The following is a 14,161-nucleotide window of genomic DNA, read 5'->3' as shown; positions in this document are numbered from 1 at the left end:
GCCATCAAATGCAGTTTACTTGCAATAGCAAGGCGCGCAAGTTATTATTGCAAGTTATTTGCATTTGCACCGTCGCGCTGCGCCTGCGTCCAGCACCAGCCCCACCTTCCGCCTTTTTAGAGAGTCCCATGCGCCTTCACGTATTCGCAGCTGCCATGCTGTCCACTGCCCCGCTCGCTTACGCGGCAGACGACGTCACCTTGCAGACCATCAACATCCGGGCAGACAAGCCAGCAACCATCGACAGCGTCGTGCTGGTCGAAAATACGCAAGCCCAGAACAGGACCTTGGGCGGCATGCTCGAACATGTTTCGGGCGTGCAAAGCAGCGCCTTTGGTCCGAATGCGGGTGCCCCGGTGATTCGCAGCCTGAGCGGCAGCCGCGTGCAGATCCTCGAAGATGGTCAGTCCATCCTCGGCATGAATGCGCTCAGCGGCGACATCAATATCCCGTTCGATCCCCTGTTTGCGCGCAGCGTCACCGTCAACAAATCGTCGGACGCCGTGCGTTTCGGCGGCAATGCGATTGGCGGCAGCGTCGACGTCGATTCCGGCCTCATTTCCAGGAAGATGGAGGCCAAGGAGAAGTACCTGGAACTGATCCTGCGCAAGGGCTTCAACGATGCCAATGCGCAAGGCTTGCGCATGAACTTCAACGATGGCCAGCACTTCTCGACGAATCTGCAAATGTCCTTCCAGAAGATCGGGCATTACGACATTCCCGGCAACAGCAAGGCCGGCGTGTGCAACAGCCAGCTGTTCCCCTTGAAGGGCGGCGTGAATACCTTCCTGGCCGACAGTTGCCAGAAAGAAGCGAGGATCCAGCAAGTCTACAACAAGGCTTCGCAACCATTTATCGACCAGTTCATGAAGGAAAATCCGGACTGGGCGGACGGTGATTTTTCCTTCTATACCAATCAGCCGACCTCCGTCTGGCAGCGCAAGACCTACGTCAATCCGGCCAACCCCGCTTACGTGCCCGGTACGCCATCGACGACCCAGAACAAGATCAACAAGGACGTGACCCCCGATTACCACGGCACTCTGGGCAACAGCTATGCCAGCAATTCCCACTTTGCCGTCGGCAGCACCTACTTTTTCGATCGCGGCTACGTGGCCGTCAGCCTCGATAGCAAGAATAGCGAGTATGGCGTGCCGGGTTTTTCCATGGAAAACAAGTCTTTCGGTTCGAATTATGACGCGGGACTGCCCGTCGGCGTGGTGATACAGCAGGATAAATATGCGCTGGAAGCCCATCTTCGCGATCCCCTTGCCTATCTTGAAAGCGCGCAACTGCGCGTGTCCCGCTTGAGCAATGCGTCGGGAGAGCGCCTCGGTGCGGCCAAGGCGAATGACTACCAATTCGACACCAATCAAGCCGAGCTCCTGCTGGCACACCGGCGCGCAGGGCCATTGAGCGGCTTGCTTGGCCTCAGCCATAAAGCCAGGGATATCGCTGGCAGCGGCTCGCAGCTGTACCTGCCTGATGCGAGCACGGCCAGCCGCGCACTGTTCGTCAAGGAGAGCCTCGACTTCGACTGGGCCACCTTCGATGCCGGCTTTCGCCATGAAAAAGTGGAGCACGAGATCCGCAAGAGCGGATTCAAGACGTCGCGCAATGCGAGCAATTCCAAACTCGAGGACAAATCGTTCAGCCTGAACAGCTATAGCCTGGGGGCCTCGGCCAAACTGGGCCAGCTTTTCGGTGCGAAGCTGCGCTATGCCTCCTCGGAAAGGGCACCCGACGTCAATGAGTTGTATGCGAGCAACCGCCACTATTCGATCATGACCCAGGAAGAAGGCAACCAGGACTTGAAGGCCGAGCGTGCCAGGAATACCGAACTCACCGCCCTGTTCGGCCATCGCGGCTTTACCATGTCGGCGACGGGTTATGTCATGCAGTACGAGAACTATCTCTACCTTGGCCACTCTGGGGCCCAGATGGCCAATCGCCTGCCCTTGAAATATTGGAAGCAGACCGATACGACGGTCAAGGGATTCGAGATCGACGCCTCCCAGGTCGTCCAGCTTGGCAATTACGGCAAGCTGAACCTCTCCGCATTTGCCGACCTGGTCAAGAACAAGGCGGACCATCCCGACAAGCTGCGCGCGCACAACGATGGCGCGTATCTGCCCAACATGCCCACCAACCGCTATGGCGCAAATGTGCTGTGGGAAAACATGGGGTGGAAGGCCAGGCTGTCCAGCACCTGGTACGCCAAGCAGAAATATCTGGGCAAAAGCGTCAGCGAGGAAGTGCCGCTCGACGGCTACACCATGCTGAACTTCCAAGTGAGTCGCGCACTGCAGGTGCCGAACTCGCCGTTCGCAGGCATCGACGTGTTCATCAGCGGCACCAACCTGCTCGATGACGATGCCAGGCCGCACAATTCCCCACTCAAATACATCGCGCCCTTGCCGGGCCGTGGATTCCAGATTGGCTTGAGCGCCAGGCTTTAAGGCACGGCGCCGTTTCGCTCGCGCTGTACCAGCGCCAACAGGCTGTCTCCCCGGCTGCCGTCGCAGCAGATGGCCACGCCGTCCGTGAAGTCGGGCGCCGTCAGCCGCGTGAGGACGCTGCCGGGCGGCATTTCCAGCGCCAGGCGGGCGCCCCGCTCCCACGCCAGGCGCACGGTACTGCTCCACTGTACGCGCTGGGCCATGTTGGCAGCCAGGCTGTCGCGGATGCGGGCCGGGTCGAACAGCGCGCGCGCCGCGCTGCTGCTCAGATAGACGAGCGATGGCCGGCGTAGGGCCACGCCCTCGAAAGCGGCGGCCATGCCGCCCGCGGCAGCCTCCATCAATGGGCAATGCGATGGCACGCTGACGGCCAGGCGCCTGGCCTTGCTGGCGCCGTGCGCCAGGGCCAGGGCCATCACGGCTTGCAGGGCGGGCTCGCTGCCGGCAATGGCAAACTGACGCGGCGCGTTCAGGTTGGCGATGTACACAGGCGTGGCGGCGCCGTGCACTTGCGCCAGCAGCGGTTCGAGTTGCGCCAGATCAAGCCCGACGATGGCCGCCATGCCGTAACCGGTGGGATACGCCTGTTCCATCAATTGCCCGCGGCGCGCCACGAGGCGCACGGCATCCGCATAATCGAGCGCGCCGGCGACGACGGCAGCCGCATACTCGCCGATGGAAAAGCCGGCCACCATGTCGGGGGTCGCGCCGCGCGCCGCCAGCGAGCGCGCCATCGCCACGCCGGCGATCAGCAAGCACAGTTGCACGGCCCGTGTCGACGCCAGCGCGCAAGCCGTGTCCAGCGCCAAAGGATCGTGGCCCAGCACGCCCGCCGCTTCGGCCAAAGCCGCCGCCACAGCCGCGTCGTCCGGCAGCGCATGCAGCATGCCCGGAGTCTGGGCGCCCTGGCCGGGGAAGGTAAATAGCACGCTCATGCACGCTCCCATGGCGTGGCCGCCAGCACGGGGCCGTGATCCGTCTTCAGCAAGACCCTGCCCCGGCACGCCGCCCACTCGGCATACGCAAAGCCGCCGAGGCCCGTGTCGATCTGCAAGTCCAGCCGGCACGCCGTGACGCTCGCAGCGATGGCACACAAGGCTTCCGCCTGCGCGGCGTCCGGTGGCGCGGCGATGCGCAGCACCAGATCGAGGTCGCTGTCGGCGCGCAGCACGGGCAAGCCGCTGGCCAGGGCGAAACCCACGCCGCCCGTCGGGCCCCAGGCCCAGCCCGTGGCGTCAAGCAGGGGCGCCACCTGCCGCAGCGCGTCGAGCGCGGCGCAGGAGAATCCAGACAGCGGCGCGTGCGCCAGCATTTCCGGCGTCACGTAGCGCACGACGGCGGCAGCATCTATGTCAAACCCATGCCGCTCGCTGCGCAGCAGGCCGCGCAAGCCCACGGGGATGCGCCCGGGCGCCGTGCTGGCGCGCCGCACCACCAATGGCGCCGCTTGCAGCCAGGCCGCGTCAAGCCAGGCGGGCATGGGACTCTCTCCCGGCAGACCGGACGCCCACAGCAAATCATGCGCGCGGGGACCGTGCATCAGGCCACCACCACGCCCGGCACCCAGGCCGCGAGGCCGTGGTGAATGGCGATTTTCTCAAAGATGTCCGGCATGACGGCGCTCTTTCATCGCTTGTGTTTCAGTTACCACTGCTGCGCCAGCACTTCCCTGACCCTGGCCGACGCCTGGCGATGCGGCGCGCCCAGGCGGCTAGCCAGACCCTGTTCAGGATCGGCGCGGATATCGTTCAACGCCGCCCCCAGGCTGGCCGCCACCTGCATCACGTCCTCGTTTGACGGCGCATCGGCCCGTGCCACCGTCAAGGTCTGCCACAGCAAGCCCAGGGTCGCGTAATTACCGATGTCATAAGCCATCGGTGGAATCGTCGCCGCCAGCGCTTCGAGCGCTGCCACCGTGCGCACGGTAATGCGCGCCGCCGACGCCTTGCCCATCGCATGCACCATCACTTGCGGATCGTCGAGCGCGATCAGGCGGTTGGCCTGGTAGCCGTGGGCGAGAAATGCGCCCGACATGGCCTTGCCGACGATCAGGCCGATGACGGGATGGCCGGCCAGCCGAGCCTCGGCATAGGCCCCCGCCGCGCCGGCCAGCGCCTGGTGGATGCCGTACGCTTCTTCGCGCCGGCCATACGCCTGGCTGGCCACATCGATGACGGCGACGATGGGCCGTTTCACCGCCAAGTCACGGTCGTCGAGAACCACCTGCTGCACGGCGCGCGCCAGTTGCCATGCCTCGACCAGGCCGATTTCGCCCGTGCGGGCGCGCGCAAAACGGTTGTCCGGGTCGGGCAGCACGGCCAGGTAGCGCGCCGCTTCGCCCGCCAATGGCGCGTCCACCACGCGCACGGAAACGGGATAGCCGTCCAATGGTGTGGTGTGGTTCGTCAGGGCCGCCAGCCAGATGGCGCCGCGGCTCGTCTCGGTGATGGCGTTCATGCTGCGGTTCCTTTGCTGTAGATGGCGCGCACGGCTTCCGGCGTGGCTTGCGGGCCGGCGTCCACTTGCGCCAGGCGGGCAAGGAAGACGTCTGCCTGGCTGCTGCGGTGCTGCGCCGGCACGCCGCGTGCGAACAATGCGGCCACGGCGGCGCGCATCTGCGCCGTGTCGTCTGCCACATAGGCGTCGGCCAGGCCGCTCTTAAAACGCTGTTCGCCGCCCGTCAGGCTCCAGATGAACGGTTTGTTGCGCGAGTCGAATTCGTCCACGCCGGCTTCCTGCTCGATCACGGCGGGGCCGTTGAGGCCCAATCGTGCCTCGCGCGTGACGACAAAATAGCTGCACAAGCCTGCCGCGATCGACATGCCGCCATAGCAGCCGACCGTGCCGGCGGTGATGCCGATCACGGGCTGGTAGCGGCGCAGATCGACGATGGCGGCATGGATGTCGGCAATCGCTGCCAGACCCAGGTTGGCTTCCTGCAGACGCACGCCGCCCGTCTCGAACAGGATCACGGCCCGTGTCGGCACGCCCTGGCGGTTATCGCGCGCCGCCAGTTCCAGCGCGCCGGCGATCTTCGCGCCGCCCACTTCGCCCATGCTGCCGCCCTGGTAGGCACCCTCGATGGCCAGCACCACGGTCGGCTGGCCGTCGAACAGGCCCTTAGCCACGACCACGCCGTCGTCAGCCTGCGCCGTGACGCCCTGCTGCGGCAGCCAGGGCGAAGCGATGCCGCAGAACGGGTCGAGCAGTTCGCGCATGCTGCCTGCGTCCAGCAAGGCCCTGGCCCGGCTGCGCGCCCCCCGTTCGATGAAGCTGTCGCGCTCGAGTAATTCCGTCAAGGTACTCATGCCGCCCTCCCCGCTTGTAATTCTTCGTAGGCTTGCTCGATGCGCATGCGCACCACGCCCGGCGTGGCGCCGCAATCGTTGATGACGATGGTCGCCGCCGGCAGCGGCGCGCCGCCGAACACGCGCTGCAACAGCGCATCCCACACGGCGCCCTTGCCGTCGACGGACGTGTTCACGACAATGCGGGTCACGCCATCGTCGCCCGGCTGCAGCAGCACTTCCAGGTCGCCCGAGCCGACCACGCCGGCCAGGGCGCGCCTAGACGCCGGCGGCCCGGCCGGGAATGTATAGTCACGCGTTTCCATGCGATTCTCCTTCTGTCAATCGATCGAGGAACAGGGTGGCCGCCAGCAGGTCGGCCGCGCCGCCCGGCGACACGCCGCGCGCCAGCGCCACCGCTTCCAACGCCAGCAGCGCCTGCGACCCGGCGGAAGTGGCCGCGCCGCCGGCCGCCAGCACCCGCGCCGCCCCCGTTTGCAGCGCCAGCAAAGCCGCCTCGCCGCCTCGCGACAGCACGCAGGTGTCGTCCAGCCGGCTGACAATCGCCAGCAAGGCGTTCAGGCGCGCCGTCGTTTCCTTGTCGCCGCGCGCCCGCGAGGCGTGCAAAGCGGGCAAGCCGGCTCCCGTCACAAGGGGAAAGCCGGCGCGGGCCTGGCCCCGTGCGCCATCGACCTGATACTGGCGGCACGCCAGCTCGCCCTTGTTGCCGGTGACGCCAGGCGCGCCCCGGTCGTGCAAACGGGCCAGCGCGCCGGCCCGGCCCGCCACGGCTTGCGGCGCCAGCGATGCGCCGCGCGCGTCCTGCTGCGCCGCCGCCGTCACCAGCAGGCCCAGCGCCCAGATGGCACCACGGTGCGTGTTCACGCCGCCCGTGGCTGCCAGCATCCGCGCCTCGCCATCGCGGCCGATGGCGCCGATGCGCTGGCGCAGCAGGTCGTCATCTTCACTCTGCGCGCCAGCGTCGGCCATGGCTTGAAACGCAGGCTCCAGCACGCAGGCCGAATGGCACATCAGGGCCCAGTTCAAGTCCGCGTGGGCGCCACGGCTGCGCAAATCGACCAGGCCCGGTTTCGGCGTCAGGGTCACTTCATCGAGCAGGGCCTGCAGCACTTGCCGCGCCAGCGCGGCGCAGCGCTGCCGCACCGGCACTGTCGTCATCATCATTGTCGTCATTACCAGCTCCTGAATTTGGCGGGGGGTTGATACAGGCCGTCGGACCATTCGACCAGGTCGGCAATGCTTTTCGCCGCCAGCAGCGAGCGGTTCGCCGCGCCCCGCTGCACGCCGATATCCTCGGGCAGCGCGATCAGGCCATCGGCGCGCAGCTTGGCCGTCGTTTTCGGGTCGTGGCGCAGGCCGATGGGCGTCACGCCCGCCACCGCCGCCAGCATGGCCTTGCGCTCCTCAAACGAACGGGCCTTGTACAGATAGGCGATGCCCTCCTCCGTCAGCACGTGCGTGACGTCGTCGCCGTAGATCATCACGGGCGCCAGCGGCATGCCGCTGGCCTGCCCCACGGCCACGGCGTCGAGCGATTCGACGATGGTCGGCTGGCCGCCGTCCTGGAACGTCTCGACCATCTGCACCACCAGTTTTCTACCGCGCGCCAACGGGTCGTCCGTCTCGATCAGGTCCAGCCAGGCCGGCGTCGGGTGGCGCCGGCCGTGCGGATCGTGGCCCATGTTGGGCGCGCCGCCGAAACCGGCCAGGCGGCCATTCGTCACGGTCGACGAATTGCCCAGGCCATCCATCTGCAAGGTGGCGCCGATGAACAGGTCGACAGCATACTGGCCCGCCAGCTGGCACAGGGCGCGGTTCGAGCGCATCGAGCCGTCGCGGCCCGTGAAAAACACGTCGGGCCGCGCGGCCGCATAGCCCTCCATGCCCAGCTCCGCGCCGAAGCAGTGCACGCTCTCGACCCAGCCCGTCTCGATGGCCGGTATCAGGGTCGGATGGGGGTTGAGCACCCAGTTGCGGCAAATCTTGCCCTTCAAGCCCAGCTGCTCGCCATAGGTGGGCAAAATCAGCTCGATGGCGGCCGTATTAAAGCCGATGCCGTGATTGAGCGACTGCACCTGGTGTTTTTCATACACGCCGCGGATCGCCATCATGGCCATCAGCACGTGCACGGGCTTGATCACGCGCGGGTCGCGGGTAAACAGCGGCTCGATGAAGAACGGTTTGTCGGACTGCACCACGAAATCGATCCACGAGCCGGGCACGTCGACGCGTGGCAAGTCGCTGACGTCGTCGACGATCTGGTTCACCTGCGCGATGACGATGCCGTCGCGGAAGGCGGCCGATTCGACCAAAGTGGGCGTGTCCTCGGTGCTGGGGCCCGTGTATAGATTGCCGTGGCGGTCGGCCATGTAGCCGGCCACCATGACGACGTTGGGCGTGAGGTCGACGAACAGGCGCGCATACAGTTCGATATACGTGTGGATGGCGCCCACTTCCAGCAAGCCATCCTGCAGGAACTGCGCGATGCGCAGGCTTTGCGTGCCGGCAAACGAAAAATCGAGCTTGCGGGCGATGCCCCGCTCGAACAGGTCCAGGTGTTCGGGCAGGCTGACGCTGGGCATGATCAGGTGCAAATGATTGATCTTGTCAGGGTTAACCTGGGTCAGCATACGGGCGAGGAAATCCGCCTGCTTCTGGTTGTTGCCTTCGAGGACGACGCGGTCGCCCGGCGCGAGCAAGGCTTCGAGCACGGCGACCATGTCGCGCTGTTGCAGCACGGGGCCGCTGGCGTACTGGCGCACGGCGTCGAGCCGGCGGCGCTTTTCGGTGCGCCGCGTGTCCCATTGTTTCCGCTGCGGCTGCGCGTCTGTGACGGTTGACATCCTGCCTCCGAAGTGAGCTATCGAAGCCAGACGATAGAGCGAAAACGCAGCCGCGACAATCAAGCTGCTAACATGTTCATTACTCTGAAGTTAATGAACTCACGATAATCACGGTGATCATGGCCATCAACGAAGAAATTACCCTGAAAAAGCTGGAAGTGTTTCTCAGCTTTATGGAATTGAACAACCTGGCGCGGGTGGCCGATGCGCTGGGCCAGAGCACGGTCAGCGTGCACCGCGCCCTGCACTCGCTGGAAGACGGCTTGCGCTGCCCCCTGTTCAAGCGAGAAGGACGCAGCCTGATCCCCCTGCATGCGGCCTATACCTTTGCCGAATCGGCCCGGCGCGCGCTGGCCGAGTGCGAGGAAGGCGTGCGCAAGGTGCGCGAAATGTCGGGCATCAACCCCGCGCGGCTGAAGATCGGCTCGCTGTATTCATTGACCCTGCACTGCATCCCGCAACTGGTGATCGCCCTGAAGCTGCGCCGGCCGGGTCTCGACATCGACCTGACGCTGGGATCGAACCGCGAACTGCTGCAAAGCCTGGCTGATGGCAGACTGGACGCCATCATCGCCGGCGTGCAGGAGGAAGAACAGCATGCCGGGCTGGTGGCCGTGCCCCTGTTCCAGGACGACATCTACCTGGCCGCGCCGCTGTCCTCGCCCTATGCGGGCGCGGCATCAGTGGACTTGCAGCAGTTGCGCAACGACAAATTCGTCACCCTCAACGAAGGATTCGTCACCTCGCAAAGCTTCAACCATGCGTTTGAGCTGGCCGGCTTCGTGCCCGACACGGCCATGCGCGTGGGCGACATCTTCTCGCTGATCAACCTGGTGAGCGGCGGCATCGGCTACAGCCTGCTGCCCGGCCGCGTGCGCGCCTTCAGCTCGCGCATCGAACTGATTCCGCTCGACGCGCGCTACGGCTCGCACCAGCAGATCACCCTGCTGATGCTCAGCAGCCGCGAGCGCGACCCGAATTTGCTGGCGCTGGCGGCGGAGTGCAGGTTGTATGGGCGCAGGGAGCCAGCCAAGTGAGTGGCTGAACGAGGTCAAATCGCTGATGAAGGGTTTTGGAACTGTATTCACAATAATTTCATCTGTATACTTAGGCGCGCACCTTAGCCCCCAAGCGAAGCAAGCATGGCAGTTGCAGTCTACCCCGCAGCCGGAAGGATCGCGCAGTGACTGAGCAACTTATTCGGTATAGTTAAAGCCGAGGTCGTGTCAGAATGCCGGACCTGACACCGTCGGTAAGCGTCGGCCCACCGCCGTCTACCCTTGGGCACCGCACGATGTCATGATTGAATTTGGGACACAAATTGATTGTGTCCACAAATTTATTTATGGACACAATAATTCAACCAGTTACAACCAGGGCGAAACGCGGGCCGTATCGCCGTCACAGCGATGAATTCAAGCGTGCCGCTGTGGCACGTACGCAGGTCGATGGCGCCTCCGTTTCGCTGATCGCCCGTGAGCTCAAGATCAATACCAATCAGTTGTTCAGTTGGCGCAAGCGTTTCGGTGACGGGGCGCTTGCCGGTGGCAATGCGCCAAGCCAGCTGGTGGCCGTCACAGTGCTCGACACCTTGCCCGCAAGTGCACCGGTCGCCAGCACCGTACCCGGCGTTATCGTGCTCAGCGTGGGCCACGCCCAGCTGCGCCTGGAGGGCCAGGTCGACGCGGCGACGCTGACACTGTTGCTGGCGCGACTGCTGCCATGATCGGCTTGCCAGCAGGTACCAGGATATGGCTGGCAGCCGGCGTCACCGATATGCGTGCAGGCATGAACGGACTGGCCGTCAAGGTGCAGGCGGCGCTGGCCGAAGACCCGTTCAGCGGCCACGTGTTCGTGTTTCGGGGGCGGCGCGGCGACATGCTCAAGATGCTATGGTGGAGTGGTGATGGCCTGTGCCTGCTGTCCAAGCGGCTTGAGCGCGGCCGCTTCGTCTGGCCGCAGGCTGCCGATGGCAGTGTCGCACTGACGCAGGCACAGCTGTCGATGCTGCTCGAAGGCATAGACTGGCGTCGGCCAGAACGCACCTGGCGCCCGACAGCGGCCTTGTAAACGTCGCGTACCTCGCGTAAACTCGGTCCATGCTCAACCCTGCCGATCTGCCCAACGACATTGATGCCCTGAAGGCATTGCTGTGGGCGCGTGAGGTCGAAGTGGCGGGCTTGAAAGCGCAGTTGAATACCCGCGCCGCCGAGATCGAGCATCTGAAACTGCAAATTGCCAAGCTGCGGCGTATGCAATTCGGCCGCAAGTCCGAAAAACTCGATCACCAGATCGAACAACTGGAGTTGCAGCTTGAAGACTTGCAGGCCGACGACGCCGAGGCCGAACGGGAGATGCCGGCAGCAGACCAGGCGCCGCGCAAACGGGCGGCACGCAAGCCTTTGCCCGAGCATCTGCCGCGTGATGAACAGCGCTACCTGCCTCCCGATGAAGCCTGCCCGTCCTGCGGCGGCAAGCTGCATCAACTGGGCGAGGACGTGGCTGAGCAACTCGAGTTCGTGCCGGCCAGCTTCCGCGTGATCCGCCACGTGCGCCCGAAACTGGCCTGCGGCTGCTGCGACGCCATCGTGCAGGCGCCTGCCCCAAGCCGGCCGATTGCGCGCGGCATCGCCGCTCCCGGCCTGCTGGCGCACGTACTGGTGGCCAAGTTCGCGGATCACCTGCCGTTGTACCGGCAGTCGGTGATCTACGCACGCGAGGGTGTCGAGCTGGACCGGGCTCTGCTGGCCAGCTGGGTCGGCGCTGCCAGTGCGCTGCTGCGCCCGCTGGTCGAAGCGATCCGTCAACACGTACTGGCTGGCGCCAAACTGCATGCCGATGACACGCCAGTACCAGTGCTCGCGCCTGGCAACGGCAAAACCAAAACCGGGCGGCTGTGGACCTACGTGCGTGATGATCGGCCAGCTGGCGACAACACGCCGCCGGCGGTGTGGTTCGCCTACTCGCCGGATCGCAAGGGCATCCACCCGCAAAGCCACTTGGCCCAGTTCAAGGGCGTGTTGCAAGCCGATGCCTACGCCGGCTTCAACGCGCTGTACGAAAACGGCGATATCCACGAGGCAGCCTGCTGGGCGCACGCGCGGCGCAAGTTCCACGACCTGCATGCAGCACGGCCATCGCCGCTGACAACCGAAGCGCTGCGGCGCATCGCCGAGCTGTATCTGATCGAAGCCGAAATCCGTGGCAAACCGCCGGACCAGCGCAAGTCAGTGCGGCAGACAGAAGCATGCCCCTTGCTCGATGACCTGGAGCGCTGGCTACGCACGTCTCTGGAAAAGCTGTCCCGCAAGTCGGACACGGCGGCGGCCATCCTGTATGCGCTGAACCTGTGGCCGGCGCTGACGCGCTACTGCGACAACGGCGCCATCGAGATCGATAACTCGGCCGCCGAACGGGCGTTGCGCGGTATCGCCATCGGCCGGCGCAACTACCTGTTCGCCGGCGCCGACAGCGGCGGCGAACGTGCGGCCACCATCTACTCGCTGATTGGTACAGCCAAGCTGAACGGGGTCGACCCCGAAGCTTGGTTGCGCCATGTGCTGACGCATATCGCCGACTACCCCGTCAACCGGGTTGGCGAGCTACTGCCCTGGAATTGCCTCCAGCAGATTAAGCCTGCTTGAACAACATGTCGCTTCCCGGCGAGGTGGTGCCATCATCAAAGAAGTCCGCACGCTGCTTAAGGCGGTGGTGGCCCATCACTTAGATGATCGCCCGGATGCGCATTGCTGGCGCAGGCCCGTGCATAATGGAGTAGCCATCAAGCCCGGCCACTAAGTAGGGCTTGCCATTTTAGGAAGATACAATGCGCAGAGCCGTTTCCGGTTTTATTGCTGCTTCAATTTTGCTAGGCTCAGCGAACGCCGGCATGCACTTGCAAGCCAATCAGACGACGCTAGAAAATAAAGTTGATGCGCTTTTTGATGCCTACACAAAGCCCGGTTCGCCCGGTTGTGCGCTGGGCGTCGTTCGCGAAGGCGAAACTGTCTACATGCGCGGCTATGGATTGGCCAACCTCGAACACGAGATCGCGATCGACCCGCAGCGCACTGTCTTCGACATCGGGTCGACGTCCAAACAGTTCACAGCAGCAGCAATACTACTGCTGGTGAAGGATGGAAAGCTAAGCATGGACGATGATCTGCGCACGATATTGCCCGAGATTCCAGACTACGGCCAGAAAATCACGCTACGTGATCTGCTGCATCAAACCAGCGGTTTGCGTGATTTTACGGTGCTGATGACGATGGGCACTGGCATACGAGAAGTCGACTACCGATCGGAAGACGATGCCTTGGCACTCATTATCCGCCAGCGCGCGCTCAATTTCGCTCCCGGTAGTCACTTCATGTATAGCAACACCAACTATTTTCTCCTAGCCCGTATCGTCGAACGGATCAGCGGCAAGTCATTCGCGCAATTCGCGCAAGAGAGGATCTTCGCGCCGCTTGGCATGGATCAGACCCGTATTGCAGATCATTTTGATGCCGTTGTGCCGCATCTGGCCACGGCGTATAAAACCACTCCAGAACGTGGCTCTTCCGTCTTCATGACGAACTGGGAATTTGTTGGGTCGTCGAGCGTCCTGTCCACGGTCGCCGACTTGGCCAAGTGGGACCGTAATTTCTATCAGCCGGTGGTGGGTGGAAAATGGATGGTCGATCAGTTGCAGAGCAAGGGCAAGCGTAATGACGGCACTGAACTTGACTATGCGGCCGGACTGTTCGTGAACCGTTTTGGCGGGCAAAACGTTGTATTTCACGGTGGCAACACTGCCGGCTACAGCGCCGAATTCTTCCGTGTTCCTCAGAAGATGTTTTCGGTTATTGTCTTATGCAATAACACCAATCCCGAGACACCCGATTTATCACGCAAAGTGACGCACTTGTACCTGGGCGAACAACTCGACTTCACGCCCCGCAAGACGGCTATATCAACTACGCCTGCAATGCCTGTCACACATGCCGCTAGCGACAGGTTCGTCGGCACATATGTGGAACGGTTTAACCAGAATATTCGGCGAATTGAAGAGAAGGACGGAAAGTTCTGGTATGTCCGAAGCGAGCGCAGCCGCAGCGAAATAAGCGCACTTGGAATTAATCTATTCCAGTTTAAGGACAGCTCTACCCAACTCCGCTTCGCCGACGACGGCCAACGCATGCAGTTTGTGACGGAAGTCGGCGAACCTGGTGAATTTATCAAGGTATCGCCTGTAATCGCCAATCGCGACAAATTTGCCGACTTTACGGGAACTTATGTAAGCGACGAAATCGGCACCACTTGGAAGATTGTGGTCAAGGACGGCGCCCTGTTCACGCAGCCCGAGCGCTCCCCGGAATCACAAATGGTGCCGCTGTTTGCCGATGCATTTAGAGCCGATACCGAACTATTGCGATTCGTCCGCAACGACACTGGTCAAATCACCGGATTCATTCCCGATAATGTGCGCGTCATCGGCGTCAAGTTCCGGAAGATCATGAATTAGGTGACTGCACGTCAGAAGCCGACAATTGTCGCATTCATTAAGCAC

Annotated in this window: 13 protein-coding genes; 6 read left to right on the top strand and 7 right to left on the bottom strand. The window is 63.4% G+C overall.

Annotation, left to right across the window (positions count from 1 at the left end):
- Positions 1–155: 155 nt before the first annotated feature.
- The gene (locus AC54AF_RS00700; RefSeq protein WP_496634584.1) at positions 156–2,459 is read left to right on the top strand and encodes a TonB-dependent receptor; all 2,304 of its coding nucleotides are present in this window, start codon (positions 156–158) and stop codon (positions 2,457–2,459) included.
- Here AC54AF_RS00700 and mdcH read toward each other — a convergent pair.
- The 7 genes from mdcH to mdcA all read right to left on the bottom strand — a co-directional run bounded on the left by mdcH (position 2,456) and on the right by mdcA (position 8,610).
- On the bottom strand, positions 2,456–3,394 hold the full coding sequence (gene mdcH / locus AC54AF_RS00695; RefSeq protein WP_496634582.1) for a malonate decarboxylase subunit epsilon: 939 nt from the start codon (positions 3,392–3,394) through the stop codon (positions 2,456–2,458). The genes AC54AF_RS00700 and mdcH overlap by 4 nt on opposite strands.
- Positions 3,391–3,999, bottom strand: a complete 609-nt coding sequence (locus tag AC54AF_RS00690; RefSeq protein ID WP_496634580.1) for a malonate decarboxylase holo-ACP synthase — start codon at positions 3,997–3,999, stop codon at positions 3,391–3,393. Before AC54AF_RS00690 ends, mdcH begins: the two co-directional genes overlap by 4 nt.
- A gap of 104 nt (positions 4,000–4,103) precedes the next feature.
- Positions 4,104–4,916: a biotin-independent malonate decarboxylase subunit gamma gene (gene mdcE, locus AC54AF_RS00685; RefSeq protein WP_496634579.1), complete on the bottom strand. Its 813-nt coding sequence runs from the start codon at positions 4,914–4,916 to the stop codon at positions 4,104–4,106.
- The gene (locus AC54AF_RS00680; protein WP_496634577.1) at positions 4,913–5,767 is read right to left on the bottom strand and encodes a biotin-independent malonate decarboxylase subunit beta; all 855 of its coding nucleotides are present in this window, start codon (positions 5,765–5,767) and stop codon (positions 4,913–4,915) included. Before AC54AF_RS00680 ends, mdcE begins: the two co-directional genes overlap by 4 nt.
- Positions 5,764–6,072, bottom strand: coding sequence for a malonate decarboxylase subunit delta (locus AC54AF_RS00675; RefSeq protein ID WP_496634575.1), 309 nt, complete (start codon positions 6,070–6,072; stop codon positions 5,764–5,766). The genes AC54AF_RS00680 and AC54AF_RS00675 overlap by 4 nt, the downstream gene beginning before the upstream one ends.
- Positions 6,059–6,940, bottom strand: coding sequence for a triphosphoribosyl-dephospho-CoA synthase (locus AC54AF_RS00670; RefSeq protein WP_496634573.1), 882 nt, complete (start codon positions 6,938–6,940; stop codon positions 6,059–6,061). Before AC54AF_RS00670 ends, AC54AF_RS00675 begins: the two co-directional genes overlap by 14 nt.
- Positions 6,940–8,610: a malonate decarboxylase subunit alpha gene (gene mdcA, locus AC54AF_RS00665; RefSeq protein ID WP_496634571.1), complete on the bottom strand. Its 1,671-nt coding sequence runs from the start codon at positions 8,608–8,610 to the stop codon at positions 6,940–6,942. Before mdcA ends, AC54AF_RS00670 begins: the two co-directional genes overlap by 1 nt.
- A 119-nt stretch (positions 8,611–8,729) precedes the next feature.
- Here mdcA and AC54AF_RS00660 point away from each other — a divergent pair, with 119 nt between their 5' ends.
- The 5 genes from AC54AF_RS00660 (at position 8,730) to AC54AF_RS00640 (ending at position 14,116) form a co-directional block, all read left to right on the top strand.
- Entirely contained in the window at positions 8,730–9,647 is a 918-nt protein-coding gene (locus tag AC54AF_RS00660; protein ID WP_496634569.1) for a LysR family transcriptional regulator, read from the top strand.
- 308 nt (positions 9,648–9,955) lie between these two features.
- Entirely contained in the window at positions 9,956–10,336 is a 381-nt protein-coding gene (locus AC54AF_RS00655) for a transposase (protein ID WP_426075126.1), read from the top strand.
- Positions 10,333–10,680 (top strand): IS66 family insertion sequence element accessory protein TnpB, encoded by a 348-nt coding sequence (gene tnpB, locus AC54AF_RS00650; protein WP_496634566.1) that lies wholly within the window; start codon positions 10,333–10,335, stop codon positions 10,678–10,680. The genes AC54AF_RS00655 and tnpB overlap by 4 nt, the downstream gene beginning before the upstream one ends.
- Positions 10,681–10,709: 29 nt before the next feature.
- Positions 10,710–12,254, top strand: coding sequence for an IS66 family transposase (tnpC, locus tag AC54AF_RS00645; protein WP_496634564.1), 1,545 nt, complete (start codon positions 10,710–10,712; stop codon positions 12,252–12,254).
- A 182-nt stretch (positions 12,255–12,436) separates the two neighbouring features.
- A complete protein-coding gene (locus AC54AF_RS00640; protein ID WP_496634562.1) occupies positions 12,437–14,116 on the top strand; it encodes a serine hydrolase domain-containing protein in 1,680 nt (559 codons plus the stop codon).
- Positions 14,117–14,161: the final 45 nt, after the last annotated feature.

The sequence above is a fragment of the Janthinobacterium sp. JF4 genome (assembly GCF_059617925.1).
The sequence above is the reverse complement of the archived record's forward strand: the minus strand, read 5'-3'. Positions and strand labels throughout refer to the sequence as shown.

Excerpts from the sequence above, each read along its gene's own strand:
- AC54AF_RS00660 (WP_496634569.1), top strand. The coding sequence starts at position 8,730 with ATGGCCATCAACGAAGAAATTACCCTGAAAAAGCTGGAAGTGTTTCTC.
- AC54AF_RS00655 (WP_426075126.1), top strand. The coding sequence starts at position 9,956 with ATGGACACAATAATTCAACCAGTTACAACCAGGGCGAAACGCGGGCCG.
- mdcE (WP_496634579.1), bottom strand. The coding sequence starts at position 4,916 with ATGAACGCCATCACCGAGACGAGCCGCGGCGCCATCTGGCTGGCGGCC.
- AC54AF_RS00700 (WP_496634584.1), top strand. The coding sequence starts at position 156 with ATGCTGTCCACTGCCCCGCTCGCTTACGCGGCAGACGACGTCACCTTG.
- tnpB (WP_496634566.1), top strand. The coding sequence starts at position 10,333 with ATGATCGGCTTGCCAGCAGGTACCAGGATATGGCTGGCAGCCGGCGTC.
- AC54AF_RS00680 (WP_496634577.1), bottom strand. The coding sequence starts at position 5,767 with ATGAGTACCTTGACGGAATTACTCGAGCGCGACAGCTTCATCGAACGG.
- AC54AF_RS00640 (WP_496634562.1), top strand. The coding sequence starts at position 12,437 with ATGCGCAGAGCCGTTTCCGGTTTTATTGCTGCTTCAATTTTGCTAGGC.
- AC54AF_RS00690 (WP_496634580.1), bottom strand. The coding sequence starts at position 3,999 with ATGCACGGTCCCCGCGCGCATGATTTGCTGTGGGCGTCCGGTCTGCCG.
- AC54AF_RS00670 (WP_496634573.1), bottom strand. The coding sequence starts at position 6,940 with ATGACGACAATGATGATGACGACAGTGCCGGTGCGGCAGCGCTGCGCC.
- mdcA (WP_496634571.1), bottom strand. The coding sequence starts at position 8,610 with ATGTCAACCGTCACAGACGCGCAGCCGCAGCGGAAACAATGGGACACG.
- mdcH (WP_496634582.1), bottom strand. The coding sequence starts at position 3,394 with ATGAGCGTGCTATTTACCTTCCCCGGCCAGGGCGCCCAGACTCCGGGC.
- tnpC (WP_496634564.1), top strand. The coding sequence starts at position 10,710 with ATGCTCAACCCTGCCGATCTGCCCAACGACATTGATGCCCTGAAGGCA.
- AC54AF_RS00675 (WP_496634575.1), bottom strand. The coding sequence starts at position 6,072 with ATGGAAACGCGTGACTATACATTCCCGGCCGGGCCGCCGGCGTCTAGG.